18 protein-coding genes are annotated in these 21181 nt (G+C 42.7%); 16 read left to right on the plus strand and 2 right to left on the minus strand.

Going from position 1 to position 21181, the window contains the following annotated elements; all coding sequences use genetic code 11:
- Positions 1-119: 119 nt before the first annotated feature.
- From VXK30_RS02160 to VXK30_RS02185, 7 genes are read left to right on the plus strand one after another with little or no spacing between them, the layout of a single operon-like run.
- A complete protein-coding gene (locus VXK30_RS02160; RefSeq protein WP_275717321.1) occupies positions 120-584 on the plus strand; it encodes a hypothetical protein in 465 nt (154 codons plus the stop codon).
- Between the two features lie 14 nt (positions 585-598).
- Complete coding sequence (locus VXK30_RS02165) at positions 599-2509, plus strand: site-specific DNA-methyltransferase (RefSeq protein WP_275717319.1); 1911 nt, start codon at positions 599-601, stop codon at positions 2507-2509.
- A gap of 11 nt (positions 2510-2520) precedes the next feature.
- Positions 2521-2829 carry a hypothetical protein gene (locus VXK30_RS02170; RefSeq protein WP_275717317.1) on the plus strand — a complete coding sequence of 103 codons (309 nt, stop codon included), beginning with the start codon at positions 2521-2523 and terminating at the stop codon, positions 2827-2829.
- Entirely contained in the window at positions 2826-5849 is a 3024-nt protein-coding gene (locus VXK30_RS02175; RefSeq protein WP_275717315.1) for a type III restriction-modification system endonuclease, read from the plus strand. The genes VXK30_RS02170 and VXK30_RS02175 overlap by 4 nt, the downstream gene beginning before the upstream one ends.
- A 42-nt stretch (positions 5850-5891) precedes the next feature.
- Positions 5892-6338, plus strand: coding sequence for a GIY-YIG nuclease family protein (locus tag VXK30_RS17155; protein ID WP_442868015.1), 447 nt, complete (start codon positions 5892-5894; stop codon positions 6336-6338).
- Positions 6339-6354: 16 nt separating this feature from the next.
- Positions 6355-6789 carry a DUF4357 domain-containing protein gene (locus VXK30_RS17160; RefSeq protein WP_442868014.1) on the plus strand — a complete coding sequence of 145 codons (435 nt, stop codon included), beginning with the start codon at positions 6355-6357 and terminating at the stop codon, positions 6787-6789.
- A 60-nt stretch (positions 6790-6849) separates the two neighbouring features.
- Positions 6850-8049, plus strand: a complete 1200-nt coding sequence (locus VXK30_RS02185) for a DUF3800 domain-containing protein (RefSeq protein ID WP_275717313.1) — start codon at positions 6850-6852, stop codon at positions 8047-8049.
- Between the two features lie 1122 nt (positions 8050-9171).
- Here the strand turns inward: VXK30_RS02185 and VXK30_RS02190 are convergent.
- A complete protein-coding gene (locus VXK30_RS02190) occupies positions 9172-9300 on the minus strand; it encodes a hypothetical protein (RefSeq protein ID WP_275717310.1) in 129 nt (42 codons plus the stop codon).
- Between the two features lie 211 nt (positions 9301-9511).
- Between VXK30_RS02190 and VXK30_RS02195 the strand changes: the two genes are divergently transcribed.
- From VXK30_RS02195 to VXK30_RS02205, 3 genes are all read left to right on the plus strand, one after another.
- Positions 9512-11134 carry an RNA polymerase sigma factor gene (locus tag VXK30_RS02195; protein ID WP_275717308.1) on the plus strand — a complete coding sequence of 541 codons (1623 nt, stop codon included), beginning with the start codon at positions 9512-9514 and terminating at the stop codon, positions 11132-11134.
- 154 nt (positions 11135-11288) lie between these two features.
- Positions 11289-12380: a WG repeat-containing protein gene (locus VXK30_RS02200; protein WP_275717306.1), complete on the plus strand. Its 1092-nt coding sequence runs from the start codon at positions 11289-11291 to the stop codon at positions 12378-12380.
- Between the two features lie 16 nt (positions 12381-12396).
- Positions 12397-13740 (plus strand): leucine-rich repeat domain-containing protein, encoded by a 1344-nt coding sequence (locus tag VXK30_RS02205; protein WP_275717304.1) that lies wholly within the window; start codon positions 12397-12399, stop codon positions 13738-13740.
- A 470-nt stretch (positions 13741-14210) separates the two neighbouring features.
- Here the strand turns inward: VXK30_RS02205 and VXK30_RS02210 are convergent, their stop codons facing one another.
- On the minus strand, positions 14211-14381 hold the full coding sequence (locus tag VXK30_RS02210) for a transposase (RefSeq protein WP_442868013.1): 171 nt from the start codon (positions 14379-14381) through the stop codon (positions 14211-14213).
- A gap of 336 nt (positions 14382-14717) precedes the next feature.
- Here VXK30_RS02210 and VXK30_RS02215 point away from each other — a divergent pair, with 336 nt between their 5' ends.
- From VXK30_RS02215 to VXK30_RS02240, 6 genes are all read left to right on the plus strand, one after another.
- A complete protein-coding gene (locus VXK30_RS02215; RefSeq protein WP_275717302.1) occupies positions 14718-15185 on the plus strand; it encodes a tetratricopeptide repeat protein in 468 nt (155 codons plus the stop codon).
- Positions 15161-15661 carry a tetratricopeptide repeat protein gene (locus VXK30_RS02220; protein WP_275717300.1) on the plus strand — a complete coding sequence of 167 codons (501 nt, stop codon included), beginning with the start codon at positions 15161-15163 and terminating at the stop codon, positions 15659-15661. The genes VXK30_RS02215 and VXK30_RS02220 overlap by 25 nt, the downstream gene beginning before the upstream one ends.
- Positions 15662-16454: 793 nt before the next feature.
- Positions 16455-16694 carry a hypothetical protein gene (locus tag VXK30_RS02225; RefSeq protein ID WP_275717298.1) on the plus strand — a complete coding sequence of 80 codons (240 nt, stop codon included), beginning with the start codon at positions 16455-16457 and terminating at the stop codon, positions 16692-16694.
- A 215-nt stretch (positions 16695-16909) separates the two neighbouring features.
- A complete protein-coding gene (locus VXK30_RS02230; protein ID WP_275717296.1) occupies positions 16910-17143 on the plus strand; it encodes a helix-turn-helix domain-containing protein in 234 nt (77 codons plus the stop codon).
- Positions 17140-20247, plus strand: a complete 3108-nt coding sequence (locus tag VXK30_RS02235; protein WP_275717294.1) for a site-specific DNA-methyltransferase — start codon at positions 17140-17142, stop codon at positions 20245-20247. The genes VXK30_RS02230 and VXK30_RS02235 overlap by 4 nt, the downstream gene beginning before the upstream one ends.
- Before the next feature lie 12 nt (positions 20248-20259).
- Positions 20260-21147 carry a DEAD/DEAH box helicase family protein gene (locus VXK30_RS02240; protein ID WP_329494018.1) on the plus strand — a complete coding sequence of 296 codons (888 nt, stop codon included), beginning with the start codon at positions 20260-20262 and terminating at the stop codon, positions 21145-21147.
- The last annotated feature ends 34 nt before the right edge of the window (positions 21148-21181 follow it).

The following is a 21181-nucleotide window of genomic DNA, read 5'->3' on the forward strand; positions in this document are numbered from 1 at the left end:
GGGGAAAACAACGAATATTGCCGTTTTGGAGGACAAGTTGTGAACAAGAAGCAATTTAATCTCCAAATCGAACTGTACGGCGAGATGAAACAGTTGTAGGCAGAATTGGAGGTACTGGCATGAGCGATAATTTTAAACCTATAAATGTGCCAAACATTGATTTTTCTAAATTGGCAAAACCACAGCTTGATTTAAGTTTTGCGCAGCAACAAACGCAAGCTATTCAGAGTGCAATGGATGCTGTCCAAGCGGAACGTGAACGCAAGGAAGCTAACGAGGAGGCTTATCGGCAAGAAACTATCCGGAGCCTTCGCGCCATCGAACAAAATACGGCGAATCTTTATACGCTTGTTGACCTTATCAGTAAGAGCAATGAACAGCAAGATGAGATTATCTCAATTATCGCTGAAGTTTTAACTATAGCCAAAGCCAAGAGTAAGGGCGAGGCTAAGTCTGTCTATACCAGGGTAATGAGCAGGATAACGCAAACAATCAAGGACGCAGAAACCCTTGCGAAGTTAGCCGGTTACGCCACGACTGTATGGCAGTTAGCGCAGCCGATAATTGACAAACTTCCACTATAAGGAGGAAAAAATTTATGCCCGACAAAATGAAATTTCAAACTCCAAACCTCACCGCCGAAAATCTTAAAAAGCTCTCCGAGCTGTTCCCCGGCGTAGTGGCAGAGGGCAAGGTAAATGTAGACCTCCTGCGCTCGTATGTGGGCGAGGAAATATTCAAAGATGAAGCCTATGAATTCACCTGGGTAGGCAAGCGCGCCGCCATTGCCGAGGCGGGACGGCCTATCCGCAAGACGCTGCGTCCGGTTGTGAAGGATGAAACCACCCCCACGGGTGCGGACAGTACGGGAAAACCCTACTGCAGCAGCGGCAGTCGTGATTGGGATACAACCGAAAACCTTTACATAGAGGGCGATAACCTTGATGTGCTGAAACTTTTGCAGGAGAGCTATTTGGGCAAGGCCGGAATGATTTTCATAGACCCGCCGTATAACACGGGCAGCGACTTTATTTACCGTGATGACTTCGCGCAGAACCGCGAGGAATATGATGAGGAGGCGGGCGTTTATGACGAGGACGGCGACCGTCTGTTCCGCAACACAGAAACTAATGGGCGCTTCCATAGTGACTGGTGTTCTATGTTGTACCCGCGTTTAGTTCTTTCTAGAAATTTGCTCAAAGACGATGGGATTATTTTCATATCTCTTGATGACACAGAGATAGCTAATCTTCGCCATATGTGTGATGAAGTTTTCGGCGCTTCTAACTTCGTTGGGTGGATCGTTTGGCAACATAGCATTCAGCCGAAAGGTTATACAGGTACTATGTCAATTCACCATAACCATATATTATGTTATCAAAAATCTGCGAATTATGAGCTTGGCTCATTTGAACGCACCGATGAAGATAATAAAGCGTATAGTAACCCTGACAATGACCCAAATGGCGTATGGCGCAGTGGTGATGTTCGCAATGCACTCTATCGTCCGAACTTGATATATGATATCATCTCCCCTTCGGGCAAAGTGATTAAGCCCTGCGAAAACGGATGGAGATGGAGCAAGAAAACTGTTGATGAGAAAATAGCAACCGGAGAAATTATTTTTAGTGCAGATGAAACGAGAATCATCAGAAAAATCTACCTAAAAAACTTAGAGGGAAGAACTCCCGAAAGCATATGGTTCGCAAAAGATGTTGGAAGTACACGCGATGCGATAGGCGAACTTAAAAAGTTATTTGGGACTGCGCCTTTCGATACTCCGAAACCAACAAAACTCATTAAACGTATGCTTGTGATGGCCAACAATCCTGACGCTATAGTTATTGACTATTTTTCAGGCTCTTCATCAACAGCCGATGCCGTTATGAAGTTGAACGCTGAGGATGGCGGAAAGCGCAAGTTTATTATGGTGCAGCTGCCGGAAGTTTGCGCCGAGGGTTCGGAAGCCGCCAAAGCGGGTTACAAAAATATCTGCGAAATCGGCAAGGAGCGCATCCGCCGCGCCGGGGACAAAATTAAGGCGGAGATTGAAAATGCGAATGCACAGCAAAAAATTGGCGAAGAACCAAAGCAAGTGCCCGACATCGGCTTTCGCGTGCTGAAACTCGACGACACGAACATGAACGACGTGTACTATGCCGCCGGCGACTATACGCAGGATATGCTTTCTATGATGGAAAGCAATATCAAACCCGAACGCACCGATATGGATCTGCTGTTCGGCTGCCTGCTCGACTGGGGTCTGCCGCTTTCCATGCCGCACACCCACGAGAAGATTGACGGTTTCACCGTTCATACCTACAACGGCGGCGATCTGATCGCCTGCTTTGACGAGCATATCAGTGAAAAAGCCGTGCGCGAAATTGCGAGCCGCAAGCCCCTGCGCGCCGTCTTCCGCGATAGCGGCTTCACGAGTTCGCCCGAAAAAATCAACGTGTTCGAGATTTTCAAGCTTCTCGCGCCGAATACCACCGTCAAAGTGATATAGGGGGTGAAAAAATGTCTGAAAGTAATAGCTTATACATTCCCAAACGAGTGCTTGTTAACGCAAGCGGAATTGACGAAAAAACTGTGAATGCGGACATAAAAAGCGGTGCTTTAAAGCTTAACGAGAACGGAAATATATGGTATCGACAAGCAACTCAATATGTATGCCAAAAGTGGGAACAAGGCAAGACGGATATGTATGATCCGAACGGTGGAGAACCGGATCATAATTTCTCCAGCCGTATCCTGAGCATACTCGATGATGAAATAGGGGTATCCAATTTATCGTTCAAGTGGAATGGGAGGAGTAATCAATCATGAAACTCCAGTTCCGACACCAGAAATTTCAGGCGGACGCGGCAAAAGCGGTTTGCGATGTGTTTGCAGGGCAGCTGTTCCACGCGCCGACCTATATGATAGATCCAGGGTTAGGGCAACAAAGCTTTGAGGATACGCAAAAATTTACCGGCTTCAACAACGCACCGGTAACAGTCAGCGATGATAAAATTTTGGAGAACATCCGAGCCATTCAACGCACCGGGCAGATCAAGCCGTCCGACAAGCTGGAGGGGCGATATAATCTGACCATTGAAATGGAAACCGGCGTGGGCAAAACCTATACCTACATCAAAACCATGTACGAACTCAACAAGCGTTATGGTTGGAGCAAGTTTATCGTGGTGGTACCAAGCGTCGCCATCCGTGAAGGCGTGTATAAATCCTTTCAAGTGACCGAGGAGCATTTCGCCGAGGACTACGGAAAGAAAATCCGTTACTTCGTCTACAATTCGGCGCAGCTGACCGAGATTGACCGCTTCGCCTCCGACAGCGCACTTAATGTGATGATTATCAACAGCCAGGCATTCAATGCCCGGGGTAAGGACGCGCGGCGCATTTATATGAAGCTGGACGAATTCCGTTCCCGCCGCCCAATTGATATTTTGGCAAAGACAAACCCGATCATGATTATCGACGAACCGCAGTCGGTAGAGGGAAAAGTTACAAAAGAGCGATTGAAAGAATTCACTCCGCTGATGACGCTCCGCTATTCTGCGACCCATCGTGCGGACAGTATTTACAATATGATTTACCGACTGGATGCGCTGGAGGCTTACAACAAGCGGCTGGTAAAAAAGATTGCCGTCAAGGGCATCTCTGTTTCAGGCAGCACCGCTACGGAAGGGTATGTCTATATTCAGAGCATTAACCTCTCCAAAGGCAACCCTACAGCGACGCTTGAGTTTGATATTGCGGGGAAATCCGGCGTCCGCAAGGCGACGCGCACGGTTGGAGAAGGCTATAATTTATATGACAACTCCGGTGAACTGGCCGAATATAAAAATGGATACACAGTTTTGCGGATTGACGGGCGGGATTCCTCCGTTGAATTTACGAACGGTATCAAACTGTTTGCCGGCGATGTCATTGGTTCTGTCAGCGAGGAGCAGCTGCGCCGCATTCAGATAAGGGAAACCATCCTCTCCCACATTGAGCGGGAGAGGCAGTTGTTCTCCAAAGGCATAAAAGTCCTTTCGCTGTTCTTCATCGACGAAGTGGCGAAGTACAAGCAGTATGACGCGCACGGCAACGCCGTGGGCGGTGTTTACGCGCAAGTGTTCGAGGAAGAATATCGGAATATTGTTGGCAGCATGCAGCTCCAGCTTGGGGATTCACCGGAGTATCTCAAATATCTTGACAACATTCCCGCCGAAAACACACACGCGGGCTATTTTTCTATTGATAGAAAGAGCGGCCGCATAATTGACAGCAAACTGGGAGACAGAAAAGAGCGCACCTCTGACGATGCGGATGCCTATGATTTGATCATGAAAGATAAAGAGCGCCTTCTGGATTTTCATGAACCGGTACGCTTTATCTTCAGCCATTCCGCACTTCGCGAGGGCTGGGACAACCCAAATGTTTTTCAGATTTGCACATTGAAACAAAGCAGCAGCGATGTACGCAAACGTCAGGAAGTTGGGCGTGGCCTGCGATTGGCCGTCAACCAGAATGGTGAGCGTATGGACGAAAACGTCCTCGCACCCGATGAAGTCCAGAAAATTAATGTGTTGACGGTGATCGCAAACGAAAGTTACGAGAGCTTCGCTCGAGGACTGCAAAGCGAAATTGCCGAGGCGGTCGCCGACCGCCCGCACAAGGTCGAAGCGAAGCTGTTCGTCGAGAAATTTGGTGAGGACATCGCTACGGTAATTCACGAGAGCTTGATTGAAAACGGCTATGTGAAGCGTGGCGAACTCACTGAAAAGTATTATGAAGCAAAGAAAAGCGGCACTCTTAAAGTGCCGGAAGAAGCGGAGGGCAAAGCAGCTGATATTATCGCAGTGTTGGATTCCGTTTATGATCCGAATGCCAACAAGCCGGAAAACGCCCGCAAAAATAATGTAGAAATTACCCTCGATAAGGAAAAGCTAAACAGCAAGGCTTTTCAAAAATTATGGTCGCGTATCAACGGTAGAAGCTACTACATTGTCAGTTTCGATGAAGCGGAACTGGTAAAGAAATCGATTGTTGAGCTAAACAAGCGGCTGCGTATACCGAAAATTTATTTTAAGGTCGAGCAAGGCGAACAGGTGAAGACCATTGAATCCAAAGATCAGCTTCTTTCAGGAGAAGGCTTTGTCCGCGCCGATACAGTTCGTGAAGAGGCGTCACCCTACACAACAATGAAAGCGAGTCGTTCGGTTCGCTACGACCTCGTTGGTAAAATCGTGGGTGAAACAGGTCTGACACGGCAAGCCGTAGTCGCAATCCTAACCGGCATTGACAAAATGGTTTTTGACCAGTTTGGCAACAACCCCGAAGAATTTATTATACGCGCTGCAAACCTTATAAACGAGCAGAAAGCTACGGCCATTATTGAACACATTACCTATAATAAGCTGACCGAAGCTTTCAGCACAGATATTTTTACAGAGCCGGATCTGAATAAGGGTGCTTTAGGAATAAACGCTATTGAAACCAAGCGGAATCTGTATGACTACGTCATTTATGACTCTGCCAACGAGCGAAATTTTGCTACTGAACTTGAAGCCCACAGCCAAGAGGTTGAGGTCTATGTGAAACTGCCACGGGGCTTTTATATCAGCACTCCCGTTGGCAAGTACAACCCCGACTGGGCGATTGCGTTCTACGAGGGCAAGGTAAAACACATCTATTTTGTTGCCGAAACGAAAGGCGATATGTCCTCTTTGGAACTGCGCGACATTGAAAAAGCTAAGGCCCACTGCGCCCGAGAACATTTCCGTGCTATCAGTGGAGATAAAGTGGTTTATGACGTGGTCGACAGCTACGATAAGCTATGGGAACTTGTACAAGGATAAAATAGCAGTTGATGTTAAGCAAATCAGTGAGGGGATAAAAGCATGGGAAAAAGAGGGAAAAGCATTAATCTGTTTTTAATGGATGGCGAAGCAACGGGCCGCATCAAATGTACTCTTGCCAACTGGACCGGTATATCATATAGAATTCCACGCACGGATTTAGATAAATGCAAAGGGCGTGATGACCTTTCTCAAAGTGGCGTGTACTTCCTTTTTGGAATGTCTGACCAAACTGGCGAAGCCGTGGTCTATATAGGTCAAGCTGGAGTTCGGAAAAATGGTGAAGGTCTTCTATATCGTCTTCAAGAGCATAAGCGTAACCCTGATAAAGATTACTGGACGGAGGCGGTTGTTTTTACCACCTCTAATAACTCTTTTGGTCCCACGGAGATCAGCTACCTTGAAAACCGCTTTACTAATATGGCGATTGCTGCAAGGCGATATCAGGTAAAAAAACGGAAACGACCCGACGCCGGGAAATATCACTGAGGAAAAAGAAAGTGAGTTGGAGGAATTTATAGACTATGCCAAAATTGTCATGGGGACTCTTGGCCATAAGGTCTTTGAGCCTCTCTCCCAATCCGCCTCATCGACTTTAATGGATACACCAGCAGATCAAGTATTCTATATCAAGCGTAGCGGCGCAAATGCGCAGGCAAAACTCACGAGCGAGGGGTTAGTGGTGCTTATTGGAAGCTCTATCCGCAAAGATACCGTGCCGAGTTGCCCGGACTATGTTAAATCCGCCCGCGAGGACAATAAGGGGTATATAGACGAGAACGGCGTTTTACAAAAGGATATTCTCTTTAGAACGCCATCGGGCGCTTCGGCTTTTGTCCTTGGTGCACCAACCAATGGAAACGTTGAATGGAAAACCAAGGACGGTAGAACATTCAAAGAGATAGAAGCAGCCGAGAATCCAAACAATGATCTGACATAACATTATCGATTACCGGCTACAATTCATGGCTGTCTATTTATGATACGGGGGTGATGTGGTTTGGATTCTTATCAAATAAGTTTCGATGACCTATCGTATTTGGAGAATATTTCTAAACTCCCTGGACGGTCAGCGTTCATTGATGAGTGTGGCAGCTTTGGATTCGATTTTTGCAAAGAGGGTGTATCAACGCACTATGTTGTTTGTGCTGTAATTGTAAATAATAAAGATATCGGTGGGATAGAACAAAAGATTGAAGAAATACAAAGAAATAAATTTGGCGGCAGCGAAATGAAATCCAGCTCTATAAGTAATAATCATCACCGACGAATCAATATATTAACAGAGCTTTTAATGTTGGATTTTTCATTAATTATACTTATTGCAGACAAACAAGCATTTCATGAAAACTCTCCGCTTACCAAATACAAAGGGACCTTTGTGAAATATTTGCATCGGCTGCTATATGATTCCATGTACTGTGCTTATCCAAAGCTAAAAATTGTAGAAGACGAGTATGGAACATCTGAATTTCAGAAAGGGTATAGACAATACATTCGTACCAATCGACCGGCTCTTAATCTTTTTGATGACTATGATTTTGATTATGTAGATAGCAAGAATAGCAATATAGTTCAGATCGCTGATATAATAGCAGGATCAGTAATGCAACATATTATTGATACTAACGCACCTGATGCGCTCAAGCTTTTTCAGAGCCGTATAAGAGACGTTATCCGCTTTCCAAAAGTTTTTACCCCGAAATCCGAGAAAATGGGGGATGATTCATATTATGACGCACAGATATACAATCTCGCACATAAACGCGCTATAAATTATATTGAACAAAATAGGAATGATCTTTCTGAGGAAGTGCGTCTTCGCTCATTATTTTTGCGGTTATTGCTCTTCAGTGCAGAAAACTTCGGTGAATCTCAATACATTTATGCAGGGAAAATAGTACAAGAATTATCTGATCTTTCGGAAACAAAAGTAACGAGAGACTTTCTATATCGGAGGATAGTGGCAAAGTTGCGCGATGAAGACGTCCTTATTGCAAGTAGTTCACATGGATATAAAATACCAACCTGCACAGAAGATATACGTACTTACATAGCTCAAACAGATACCGTCGTTTCACCTATGTTGGCGCGAATCGGTAAATGTAGGTCATTAATTTCCAAAGAAACAGATGGTAAACTTGACATATTGAATGCTGCTGAATTTCAAGGCTATAAACGCTATTTTGGTGATTACTAATGTATATGCTGATCAGAAAACTGCTTTCCGAGAAAAGGCAAACATGATTTCTGTGGACATATTTCAACGAACAGACAACGCTTTAAAAATATCATTGTTCTATTCCCTTGCACGGAAAAATTGTTAAGCACACCCCCGACATTAACCCCATGACCTCGTTGCATTTTATGCCGGAAATGACATCAATCTCGTTTACTCGACCTCTGACCATGGACTTATTCCCGTGTATATACAAAAGAAAAAATACAGCGATGACTTATTTTCTTTTCCTAAAATTTGGTAAAATATATATAAGACATTAAACTCATGACCTCGTTGCATTTTATACACGGAAAAACATCAATCTCGTTCACTCAACTTCTGACCATGGACTTATTCCCGTGTATACACAAAACGTAAAATACAGCGGCGACTTATTTTCTTGTCCTAAAATTTGGTAAAATACATATAGGACATTAAGCTCATGACCTCGTTGCATGTGGAGTGCGTGGTATTGATGTCGAGGGTGGATTCGTAGAAATCCTGAATTTTACTAGCTTTTTTCAGCATATGCTGTTTTCAGAGGATGGCTGCAAATGCTGCAATAAGCAGATTGGCCCTCCATACGCAACGGAATATCCGTGCAATGCAACTATATTATACTTCCTGAAACAGATTTTGTACAGGGGTAGTGCTTTCTTGCACTTGTCTGTCGGGGCGCTGTGTTATGGGATGAAATTCCGTAACAGCGCTCTTTTTTGTTGCCTTATCACACTGGCGAGGCTGTGAGAAAGTTTTCCTCACAGATAGCCTTTGATAAGCAAAAAACGTCTTCGTATAACATAACAGCATCTGCTTTGTTATATAAGACGTCTCGATTTAAATTTTAGATTTTAATCAATGGCAATACGTTATCCACCTTAATTACAATGAGAATTGGTCGTGGCCATAAATCAAAAACATGATAATGCGGCCTAAGGTCAGGTCTGACCAAACTATTTTCCTTGATACGCCCTGCCGTCAAACGAAATTATGTCGGAATCGACAAACCACATGTGTAATTTACGCATCTTCAAAGTAATTGCTCTATCAAGCATATTATAGATAGTGGATAAATAATGAAAGCCAGCATAATAAATCTCCTTAAACCTTTATTTTTAGTTTGCTTAGAATAGCGATTAGAATTTTTTTTGCCTTTTCCGAGGGGATTTGATATTTTTTTTCAACCTCTTTTAAAAGTTTTGTTAAAGGATGGGTTTCACTCTCATTCATAGCATCCTCCTCCATCTTTCCGACCCTGATAGTTAGACGGTTCTACAACCGGTATGGTTCGGAAATTTAAAAATATTATCTAAATATTAATTAACATTCAAAGTTACCGATAAATAATTATAAATTAAAATAATATTGAACCCAATGTTTTTTCAATTCGTCTAATAAGTACCGGAGGAGAAACCGGAATTTTGTAAAAAGAGGCCTGGATATGGAAAAGCGGCAAATAGCGGAATTAGTAAACAAGGCGCAGCAAGGTACTCAGAATGCATTTACCGTACTCTATGAGGAAACACACAACAGTATTTATTTCTTAGCTTTGAAAATGTTAAAAAATGAAGAAGATGCCCTTGATGTAGTGCAAGATACATATATTTCAGCGTTTAACAATCTTGCCAAAATAGAAAATTCAGAGTTTTTTTCAACATGGCTGCATCAAATAGCCACCAATAAATGTAAGGACTATCTCAAGAAAAATAAACCTGTTCTTTTTGCGGATGATGAGCAGGAAGAAGTTTTTGTGGGGAATATTGAAGATAAAGATGATGACTTTATCCCCCAGAACTCATTAGATAAAGCGGAAACTCGTCATTTAATAATGGACATTATTGATAATTCACTTTCGGATTCCCAGCGCACTGCTATTATGCTTTTCTATTATGAAGAAATGTCGGTAAGCAAAATTGCAGAAGTTTTGGAGTGTTCAGAAGGTACGGTAAAATCCAGACTTTTCTCCGCCCGGAAGCTCATTAAAATAGGCGTGGACGAGCACGAAAAGAAGGGCGTTAAACTGTACAGTGCTGCGGCTATTCCACTGCTTACCTTACTTCTCAGAGGTATTGCGTCCGAAACCGACATGTCTCCTGCTGCCTCTGGAATGGTTATTCAGAATATTATGCAGCAGATAAATCCGGGCTCTATTGGCAACACATCAAACGGCGGTTCCGATAGCAGCGCATCATCGACAAAAGTTTCATCAAAGGGTGCAACGGATTCGAATACAAATGCTATTTCCAATAATAAAACTAATCCGGATGCAAAAGTTTCATCGAATAGTGAAACGATATCTGAAGGTTCAACTAAGAAAATTAGCAAAGACCATTCTTTTGAAAACAGTAATAAGTCCTCTATCAGTTTTTCAAATTCACCGACTAACGTAACGAGTGCAAATATTTCCCTGCTTTCACAAGTCAGCATGAAAATAAAAATTATTGCTGGAATTCTTGTAGCTATTCTTTTTACTGGTTGTATAGCTGTAACTATTTTAACAGACCGTTTGCAGAGCAATGTAAATGCAATTGCAGATACAAGAACATCGGATTCTATATCCGATATTCAAAGTGATAGTCAGATTTTTGACGATGATGGTGATGAAATCATAGATAGTGTGAATTCTTCAAAGGATGAAGAAGATACTCTTAATCTCCAACTACTGTGGGGATCTACATATGCAAGTTATTCGGGATATTATTTTGCGCAAACAAGTGATGCAAAACAAAAGGTTATAAGCGCAGAAATTATAAATGTAACAATAAACGGAAAAGCCGGAAAATTTGAAAAGCTAAGCGAAGAAAATTGGATTAATTTAAAAAAAGATGTAGCAGAGCATGTCATGATGGATCAGGAGCATGATAAGCTCATATCCGGGTATATCGTCTGCTATGAGCCAAAAGAAAGGCTTGAAAAAGATTTAACTATAGTTATAACTGCAAAAATTACCCTATCAGATAATTCTTCATTAACAAGAACATACACTGTTCCAGTAGAAAAGGGTGATGCTGCAGGAGGAACGATGTGTTACGATCATAATGGAAACACGGTTTTGAAACGCTAACTTTATTCTACCAATATTTCTATCAACAAGGTTTGGGATGTACCTTAATGGAAACAAATTTATTAATATAAAAATGAACCAGTGAACTTTATGAGTCGTCTAAGTAATATCAGAGCAAAAGTTCTGAATTAAAATTATAAGAGGAAGTATAAAAATGAAAAAATTTGCATCGGCTATTATTATTTTGGCCATGGTGTTAACCTTATCAGCATGTTCTAAACCAACTGAAACCTCCGGTAAGGTTAATAGCGCCGCAAGTTTCTCAACACCAACGGCCAACGCCTCATCTACAAGCAATACTCATTCTGATAGCACAGTGAATAATGATGGCCTTGACAGCAGTTGGAAATTGAAGGGAACTAAACTGTTTGAACTTTCGGGCCAATTGAACTTTTACAGTAGTAATGTTTTTGTACAACTTGGAGTTTTTAATGATGACAAAGAAAAGGCTTCGGATGTAGCATACGGTGATAATGGAACAGATGCAGATATAGAGGCATATGAAAAAATGCCGGACTACACCTCTGGAGGAAAGGTTTTTGACCAAACCGGAAAGGAAGTCTTCACTCTGCCGCAGAATATAGTCATTCAGGGGACTAATGATACGAATGATCAGATTTATGTGTACAACACACAAACAAAACTATATGGCAGTGTTAATGGTACCGGTACATACGTAAATCAATGTAAGTACACAAAGTTAACCGATTTGGAGGACAAAACCAACCCTGTAGGATATCATATTTCTGGAAAAGTTCTTTTGGATTCTTCAGGAAAAACAGTTTGTACGGTGCCTAGTGTAAAAGGGAAGGGGAATTTAGAAAACTGCATATACTATGATGGCACAAAGGCTTATTTCACATATAGAGACGATTCCTCAATGAAAACAGGAATTATGGATTCTAATGGAAAAATAGTTGTCCCTTGCAAATATCTTATGATTAGTGACTTTAAAGATGGTTATGCAATCGCTTGGGCACCTACAGATAAAACTGCAAACTTGATTAACACAAAATTTGAAACGGTATTCCCAGCCGGCTATACAGGAATTATGTCTTTCGACAGTAATTATGATTTAGTTACCGCTGTAATTAAAAAAAATGAACATAATAGTTACGGAATTATCAATATGAAAAATGAAGTATTAATCCCGTTCGAGTATAAAATGGTAAAATGCTTTGGGAATGGCTTAATAGCGGTAACCGATGATAAAAATATTACTACAGTATATCAAATTAATAAATAATTAGGAGGATAGGTTTATGAAAAGGACGTATAAAGTCCTTTCGCTTTTTCTGATATTAGCTGTTCTTATGGGGGTTATATTTAGCACAAGTGCTTTTGCGACAGGAATCAACGATTTCACTATTAATAATGACCATGATGTAATAGGATACAAAGGCAAAGGTGGAAACATTGCGATTCCTCAAGGAGTACTTTTCATCAGTCAGAACGCTTTTGGGGGAAATAGGAGCTTGATCAGCGTTTCAATTCCAAGTAGTGTCAAATATATTGACAATAGTTCGTTTGCTGCTTGTGACAACCTAATAAGCATCAGCGTGGATTCTAAGAACACAGAATATTGTAGCGTTGATGGCGTTTTATATACTAAAAATAGAAACATGTTGTTATGCTATCCTTGCAAAAAGGGGGGGATATTCAACATACCTAGTACTGTTACAATAATCGATGGTCAGGCTGCTGCCGGTAGTAACGGTTTAGTCGGACTTACTATTCCGAATAGTGTTAAGGTAATAGGGGACTGGGCTTTTGAGGACTGTAAAGGCCTAAAAAGCGCTACTATTGGCAACGGTGTTACATACATAGGTAGCAGGGCATTTGAAGGGTGTACAAATTTAGCCAATATCAATATACCCAGCAGCGTTACAACTCTTGGATATAATGCATTTTCTGAATGTATAGGTTTGAACAATATTACAATTCCGGGCAACACCACGTCTATTGGCGTTGCAGCATTTGAAGGGTGTTCCGGCTTAACCAATATCATAATTTCAAGTGGTGTTGAGCAAATTGATAATGTAGCGTTTTATGGCTGCACAGGCTTAACTACCGTTACGATTCCAAACACAGTGACATCCATCGGCTATATGGCGTTTTCTGGTTGTACGGGTCTATCTGGTGTTATGATTCCAAACAGTGTAACATCTATAGATGATGATGTATTTAAAGACTGCGACGGCGTTACAATAAGTGGCTATGAAAATACAGCTGCACAAACCTATGCAGCTAAGTATAATATTCCATTTATATCACTTGGGGTTGCGCCGACATTGCCTAAAAGTACGCTTACACTGGATACAACAAGTTATGTAGTTGCGCCGAGAGCAACCTATGAAATTGGTGCTAAGTTAACAGGCTTTAGTAAATCAGTTAAGGTTTATTCTTCAAGCAGCGACATCGCTAAAGTAGAAAAGTTGGAAAATGGCAACTACAAGGTAACAGGATTAAAATCTGGTACCACATACATTATGTTTGACGTGTATAATTCAGTTGGAAGTAAGGTTTCGCATGCATCAGTTAGGATAACAGTTCAAAACGGTGCGAAATCACACGGAGATTCGACACATCAGATCGCAGTATTTTAAATAGTGTTAATTATGTCTTTGAATTGGTAATTTCATGCCGATTCAAAGACTTTCTTATATTGAAATGCAAAAAAATGAACCGTTACAACTCGTCTAAATATTGTAAGAGCCCGTTAATATACAATTATTTGGAACTCTATTCAAATTTATTATGGGGTGTAAAATTATGTTTGGAAAATTAAAAAGCACATTAAAACGAACTATTCTTACTTTATCAGGTATATTGCTTATTTTTTATTCATTCAGTGCATTCGCCTACTCCTTTATTGTAGGACTTTTAAATATGCTCGGCAATCAGCCCTCTGGTGGCATCTGAAATGATCAGAGACGGCGGCTTCAATCCCCGTTGTTATAAACTCTCAAACGACTGGGAATAGCTTTCCTTGGACTCTTCCAGTATCGGTTCCGCAGCCAGAACCTCCCGGTGATGCCTCAAACGATTAGAATTGCCATGCTGGCTACACGCCCATTCACACGGACTTTTTCCATGCAGGGCGTCTTATCCAGAGCACCGGATAACGGGAATCCGCAAGAGAATGGCTGTGGAACTCCTGTACGTGCTCGTTCAGACCTTTTACCATCTCACTGACCTGACTGCAGGAGAGGTTTTCAATCCCCAGACTTCGGGCCAGCTTCTCCATTTTCGGGTGGATACGCCTTGAACGAAAGCCTCCTGCACTACATGAATCGACGCCGCTTCGCTGCGGCTGGATTGTGTGCGTTTTTCACTGCTCCGACGAGGCCAGATACTTCCGCCTCCATCAGTTGCTTGCGGCCATTCCAGCATGCTGAGCATGAGATCGGGCTCTGCCATACATTTCAGTAGCAATTGTGAACTTTATTGTACTTCATCAAAATTTATTAAAGCTTTTATTTTTAATTTTATTGAACCAAATGATTTTCTGCTTCGTCTAATAAGTACTGAAAGCAAAACGGAATTTAAAAGTGTTAGAGAACAAATTGAGGGGGACTTTTGCATGAAACATTTATTTAGTTCAAACCGTACGTTGCGCATAGCTGCAATTGTATTGGTGACTGTTGCGGGGATATCTGCTGTGGCCGTAGGTATTTATGGTTACAACTACATAGTGGTCTGTCAAAAAGAGCAGGCATATACGGAGCAGATTGGTATAGGAAATAATGACATATCTAATAAGAAATACGATACAGCGATTGCTGCTTTTAGCCGTGCGATCGAAATGAAAGGTACAGATACAACGCCATATCTTGGCCTTGCGGAAGCTTATATCGGCAAACAAGATTATGACAGCGCGGTGAAATGTTTACAAACCGGCTTTGCTAAGACCCAAAACACCGCCTTCAACGCAAAAATGGAAGAGGTCACTGCGCTTATTGATAATAAAAAAAAGCGGGGGATGAAGCCGCCCAAAGGACTAAGGAGCGGCAGTATACAACTCAGTTGGCACAAGGCGATAAAAGCCTGAACAGTAAAGATTATAGTAATGCAATTGCTTTCTACAATGAAGCTATAAGTACGGACGGTAGCAAGGAAGCGGATTATCTTGGGTTGGCGAATTGCTATATTGCCCAACAAGATTATACAAGTGCAGAAAAAATATTGTCTGACGGCTATACTGCTACAGAAAATTCGGCTATTGCTGCAAAGCAAAAAGCAGTAATTTCTGAAAATGAGATTTCGTTGCTAAAAAAGTTTGCCGCAACTTTACCTAAAAATAGGCAGGCCCCTAGCGACGTTACAGGAGAAGCGGGAGACGGAAATGATCTTGTTAACTATTTTATTGCCGAGGAAGACGGTAAAATTGTTCTGTCGGGTTTGGATTTGAGAGGTGCAATTATTATTGACACCAATGGAGACGGGCATTATGAATTAATAGCAGACTATGTAAATGGCTATAATTTCAATATCCGTAAAAGACTCTTACTATCAGGGTTGAATTAAAATATATTATGCGTAGCTTTATATCTTTGATCATGAGCCATTTCTTCAGCTATATATAGTACTTCTATTTGTTTTTTGGTTATACTGCGCGCCTATATTTTGAGTCTTTCCCTAAGAGAGAAAACGCTATAAGCATATTCCAATCATCGTATTTCATCCGAGTTACATAATTTATTTGAATGCTAAGAATAAAAATTGCATCATAAGAACATTTATTTAACCTTTTCAATATTTATAGCGACAAAAAGGTATGTTTGAGCTATTATAGCAGCAGGTTAACCGAACAAATTTTGAAAAGAGTAATAGTTTTTTGATAGGTAGACGTGCTTAACAAAGGATTAGCAAATAGAAGCAGAGCTTGAAACTTCCCGTGTATCCCGCCGCCTTAATGCGCATCTCAGGCTGTGAGATTAATTTTTCAACAGAAACGGGTTCAATTTTGCGTTCAATGCGTTTGCGAAAGCATACAACATATTGATGTTTGCGAAATCATGTGATATAATATCTTTAATTTACGGTATCGCTATTTCGCAATCGTCCTTACCGCATCTTCACACAAGGGAAGGACCTCCTCCGTTGATGATTTAATTCTATCTGATTTACCGTTTTCGCCACGAAACGCTACGGACTGGTTCGGACTTTTGACAGAGAAGGGAGTGTCGCCTTTGAAGCCGGATGAATATTTCAGGATGATGTATCCCTATATTGGACAGGCAAGGCAATCATCGGAATTCATTGATGACCTGCTTTGTAATTTCGTCGCGGACAACGCAGACCTCTCTGGTAAGTCCTCTTGTTGATAAAACTCCAGACTACAGAAACCGCCTTTATATCAGATCAGAAGCAGAAAGTGGCGGGAGTGCCGATTGCAACTGTTTATGTAAAGGATGGGGAAATTTTAATTGGCGGTCAAGTATTCAGTCTGCATGAAAAGATAACGCCGCCTGATGTTTTGCAAAAAGCTCCTTTGATTTGGAAATCAACAGGCAGTCAAAGGCAGTTACACAGGGTAAAGGCTACTGCTCTATTTTGAACACGATTGTTGTTTTGGCATATCGGAAATTCATGTTGGAGAACGCTGTTTACAATCCCGGATTATGCATCATCGACACGCCGCTGCACGGAATTGATAAAGGCTTAAAAAACGAATCATCTTCACAGGTGTTGTCGGCGAAGAACAGTGTGGCTTTTACATGATTGTAAATTTGATATGCCGCAATCCCAAGAATAGTGATATGAGGTGATATCATGCGTTTTAATTATAATAACTTATGGAAGTTGTTAATCGACAAGAAAATGAACAAGCAGGATTTACGCAAAATGACGGGCATCAGTTCCGCTTCGATTGCCAAGCTCGGCAAGGGCGAGAATGTGAATACTGAAGTTCTCCTACGGATATGTAAGGCGTTAGAATGTGATATATCCGATATTATGGAATTCGTCCCTGACGAAGCTAACCGAGAGGAAGGTACCGCGAAATGACCGATAACCAGAAAAAATTAATGAACATCCTTCGTGAGATGTTTCAATTTGACCAGTCAGACCTTGATTTTGGAATTTACCGAATTATGCGGATGAAGCGTGACGAGGTCAATAGATTTATTGAAGAAGAGCTGCCCGCGCAAATCACAGCGGGCTTGAGCGAGCTTGCCAGGCTGGACACAGCCGCCGACATCACCGCCATTGATAAGCAAATTGCGGACACAAAAGCCGCGCCTCTTTCCGACGCAATAAAAGCCGCCGCTGTTGCGGAGCTTGAGGAAAAGAAAAAGTCTCTTGCCGGAAGCGTCGACATAAGCGCAGTTGAAGCGGATGTTTATAACCACCTGACAAATTTCTTCTCCCGCTATTATGATGAGGGCGATTTTATTTCACAGCGCCGTTACAAGGATGGCGTGTATGCCATTCCCTATGAGGGCGAGGAGGTTAAGCTGTACTGGGCGAATGCCGACCAGTATTACGTTAAGACGAGCGAGTATTTTAAAGACTACGAATTCAAAACCGCCACCGGAGAAACCATCCATTTCAAGCTGGTGGAGGCGGAAACCGATAAAGACAACAACAAGGCAAAAGACAAACGTTTTTTTCAACTTCATCGGGAAAATCCTTTTGAAGCGGCAGGCAGAGAACTGTTCATTTATATGGAATATAAGGCTGGAGACAGAAAACAGGCCGACTATACCGCCGACATTGTGAAAGCCTTCAGCGCCGTCGGTACGCAGTATCCCGACTTTGCACGGATTCTGGGAATCCGCGACGGAAAAACGGAACTGGAACGCCAGCTCACGCGCTATACGGCGCGCAACACTTTCGACTATTTCATCCATAAGGACCTGAAAAAATTTCTGGACCGGGAACTGGATTTCTATATCAAAAACGACGTGATGTTCCTTGACGACATCGAAGAGCAGGACGAGGCCAAGGCGAAGGAATACTTGACCAAAGCGAAAGTCATCCGGAAGATCGCGCGGAAAATCATCGATTTTCTCACCCAGATCGAGGACTTCGAGAAAAAGCTGTATCTGAAGAAAAAATTCGTCGTCGAGACGAATTACTGCATCACGCTCGACCGCATTCCGGAAAAATTCTACCCGGAAATCGCGGAAAACGACGCGCAGCGCAAAGAATGGGTGCGCCTGTTCGCCATCGATGAAATCGAACAGAATCTGACGACGGTCGGCTATTCCGAGCCGCTCACCATGGAATTTCTGAAAGAGAATCCGTATCTTGTCCTGGACACGGCGTTCTTCGGCGCCGCTTTCAAGGAAAAGCTGATCGACGGCACGGACGGTCTTGATGAAAATCTGGATGGGCTGATGATACACAGCGAGAATTTTCAGGCGTTAAATCTACTGCGTCTTAAGTATCATGAAAAAATAGACTGCTGCTACATCGATCCTCCATATAATACAGACGCGAGTAAAATCCTATATAAAAATAATTATGAACATTCATCATGGCTTGCATTGATGAATGATCGAATAAAAGCGGGGAAATCACTGTTAAAGTATGACGGCATACAGGCCACTGCCATCGATGAATATGAACTAAAGGAATTATATTCTTTACTGCAATCTATTTTCGGAAGAAAAAATAACGCCGGTATCATCGCAATCAGGAGCAATCCATCCGGACGGCCAAGAGACGGCGGATTGGCTTTGGCGCATGATTATTGTTTGATCTTTAAAATGAGCGAAGCGTCAATGATAGGACAACAGAAAAGGACGGGAAAACAGGCGGAGAGATATAATAGAGCCGACGGAAGAGGCGCATTTGAACAAAGAAACTTCAGGCGGGAAGGTTCAAATTCAAATAGAGCGGATGGGAAACGGCAATGGTATCCGATCTATGTTGACAAGCAAACGTTAAAATTAAGAGTTCCGGATATGACGTGGAATGAAAGTACGGAATTATGGGAAATCAAAGAACCGGCTTTGCAAAACGAAGCGATCGTATATCCCGTTACAGACGACGGAGTCGAGAAAAATTGGCGCTGGAGCTGGGACAATGTAAAAAAAGATTATTCACAGTTTTACGCTAAAGTTCAGAAGAGCGGAATTCAAATTTACTATAAATTTCGTCCGGAATCGGAAGGATCCGCGCCCTTGACATTTTGGGCGGACGCAAAATACTCAGCGGTGGAACAGGGAACCAAACCATTGAAAGATATTTTGCCCGGCAATAATTTTGATTATCCGAAATCCATATACACCGTTCAAGATATTCTGAGTATTTCCGGTCTAAATTATAAAACCGGAATCATTATAGATTATTTTGCCGGTTCCGGCACGACAGCTCATGCCGTAATCAATTTAAACCGCGCAGACGGCGGCCGCCGCAAGTACATTCTTGTCGAAATGGGAGAGTATTTTGACACGGTGACGCGTCCGCGCGTTGAAAAAGTAATTTACAGCGAGGACTGGAAAGACGGAAAGCCAGTTTCACGCAAAGGCTCCAGCCACGCGTTCAAATATCTGCGCCTGGAAAGCTATGAGGACACGCTGAACAATATCGTTCTTCGCAGCGGCAATTATGATTTGCTTGGTACGGCGCGGGAAGGCTATATGCTCTCATATATGCTCGATACTGAGGCGGAGGGCAGCGACAGTTTATTGAACGTCGAAAAGCTCGATAAGCCGTTCAGTTATAAAATGAACATAACACGCCATCTCGAAAGCGCAGAGCGCACCATCGATCTTGTGGAGACATTCAATTATCTTATCGGGCTTACTATTGAAAAAAGCCATGCGTTAGTATCCTTTGACGCTGATTTTGCCACAGGCGAATACGGCGCCGTTTCCGCTGCGCTCAAAGAAGGGAATACTTACAAATTCAAGGCAGTCGAGGGGACGGTGCCAAGTGGAGATAAAACGCTCGTGTTATGGCGAGAGATGACCGGCGACATTGTAAAAGACAATGCCGCGCTCGACGCATATTTCCTCTCGTTTCCAAATGGTCGAAGCTTCAAGCGAATTTACGTCAATTGCGACAACAACCTTTTGAACCTGCGCGGGAACGGCGAAAGCTGGCAGGTAATCCTCATCGATGAGGAAATGAAAAAGCGTATGTTTGAGGACGCAGACTAAGGGGGCGACACAATGGCACGAAGAACGACGGCTAATGCGCCGCAGCTGAAATTCTATCAAAAGCTCATATTAAACCGCTATCTGCTGGCGCAATTCGGTGTTTCCGATTTGCGCGAGCTTTCTGCGAATATGAAAAGGCCGTCGCTGGAAGAAATCGACGGCGAGGGCGTCACGGGGTTTTATAAGCAACTGACAGCACAGTTCGGCGGCAAATGTATGATAAGCGAGGAAGCGCTCGCGCGCTATGACCTGAATATCGTTTCCCATATGCGGAAGATCAACGATAAGCGTACCGAGCCGATGGTGCTGAAATACTTCCAGTACCTTTCACTGCTGTTTGTCGAATACTATCTCGATGAGTATTTCAACGACCGCCAGGGTTTGATTGACAGGTTGAATGCCTATATTGCCAATTTTAACGCGCAATTTCCCAATGACAGCTATAAGCCATATGAGACAAAAGACCTCAATAAAATCGCCATATGGAATGCCACAGGCAGCGGCAAGACGCTCATCATGCATGTCAATTATTATCAGTATATGCACTACTCCGGTGGGAAACTGCCGGATGACGCCACATACATTTTGCTGACGCCGAAAGAAGGGCTTTCTCTTCAGCATATCGAGGATTATGCTGATTCGGGCATTACCGCAAGAATTTATGATAAAGCTACCAGCCGCTGGACGCAAAGTGCCAATGAAATCAGTGTGCTTGAGAATACGAAACTGGGCGACAAAGACCAGGACACAGTCGTATCCGTTAAGCGCTTTGGCAGCCGGAATGTCGTATTTGTAGATGAAGGGCATCGCGGCTCATCCTCCGGCAAGGATGGCAAATGGCAGAAATACCGCGACGAGTTATGTGGTGTGCACCCCGTCAAGAGGACAATGAAAAAATAAAAAGATTTTTAGGACTGCTGTCCGCCGGAACCGG

The sequence above is a fragment of the Caproiciproducens sp. CPB-2 genome (genome assembly GCF_036287215.1).
GTDB lineage: Bacteria > Bacillota > Clostridia > Oscillospirales > Acutalibacteraceae > Caproiciproducens.

Excerpts from the sequence above, each read along its gene's own strand:
- VXK30_RS02160 (WP_275717321.1), top strand. The coding sequence starts at position 120 with ATGAGCGATAATTTTAAACCTATAAATGTGCCAAACATTGATTTTTCT.
- VXK30_RS02165 (WP_275717319.1), top strand. The coding sequence starts at position 599 with ATGCCCGACAAAATGAAATTTCAAACTCCAAACCTCACCGCCGAAAAT.
- VXK30_RS02170 (WP_275717317.1), top strand. The coding sequence starts at position 2,521 with ATGTCTGAAAGTAATAGCTTATACATTCCCAAACGAGTGCTTGTTAAC.
- VXK30_RS02175 (WP_275717315.1), top strand. The coding sequence starts at position 2,826 with ATGAAACTCCAGTTCCGACACCAGAAATTTCAGGCGGACGCGGCAAAA.
- VXK30_RS17155 (WP_442868015.1), top strand. The coding sequence starts at position 5,892 with ATGGGAAAAAGAGGGAAAAGCATTAATCTGTTTTTAATGGATGGCGAA.
- VXK30_RS02190 (WP_275717310.1), bottom strand. The coding sequence starts at position 9,300 with ATGAATGAGAGTGAAACCCATCCTTTAACAAAACTTTTAAAAGAGGTT.
- VXK30_RS02195 (WP_275717308.1), top strand. The coding sequence starts at position 9,512 with ATGGAAAAGCGGCAAATAGCGGAATTAGTAAACAAGGCGCAGCAAGGT.
- VXK30_RS02200 (WP_275717306.1), top strand. The coding sequence starts at position 11,289 with ATGAAAAAATTTGCATCGGCTATTATTATTTTGGCCATGGTGTTAACC.
- VXK30_RS02205 (WP_275717304.1), top strand. The coding sequence starts at position 12,397 with ATGAAAAGGACGTATAAAGTCCTTTCGCTTTTTCTGATATTAGCTGTT.
- VXK30_RS02210 (WP_442868013.1), bottom strand. The coding sequence starts at position 14,381 with ATGGAGAAGCTGGCCCGAAGTCTGGGGATTGAAAACCTCTCCTGCAGT.
- VXK30_RS02215 (WP_275717302.1), top strand. The coding sequence starts at position 14,718 with ATGAAACATTTATTTAGTTCAAACCGTACGTTGCGCATAGCTGCAATT.
- VXK30_RS02230 (WP_275717296.1), top strand. The coding sequence starts at position 16,910 with ATGCGTTTTAATTATAATAACTTATGGAAGTTGTTAATCGACAAGAAA.
- VXK30_RS02235 (WP_275717294.1), top strand. The coding sequence starts at position 17,140 with ATGACCGATAACCAGAAAAAATTAATGAACATCCTTCGTGAGATGTTT.
- VXK30_RS02240 (WP_329494018.1), top strand. The coding sequence starts at position 20,260 with ATGGCACGAAGAACGACGGCTAATGCGCCGCAGCTGAAATTCTATCAA.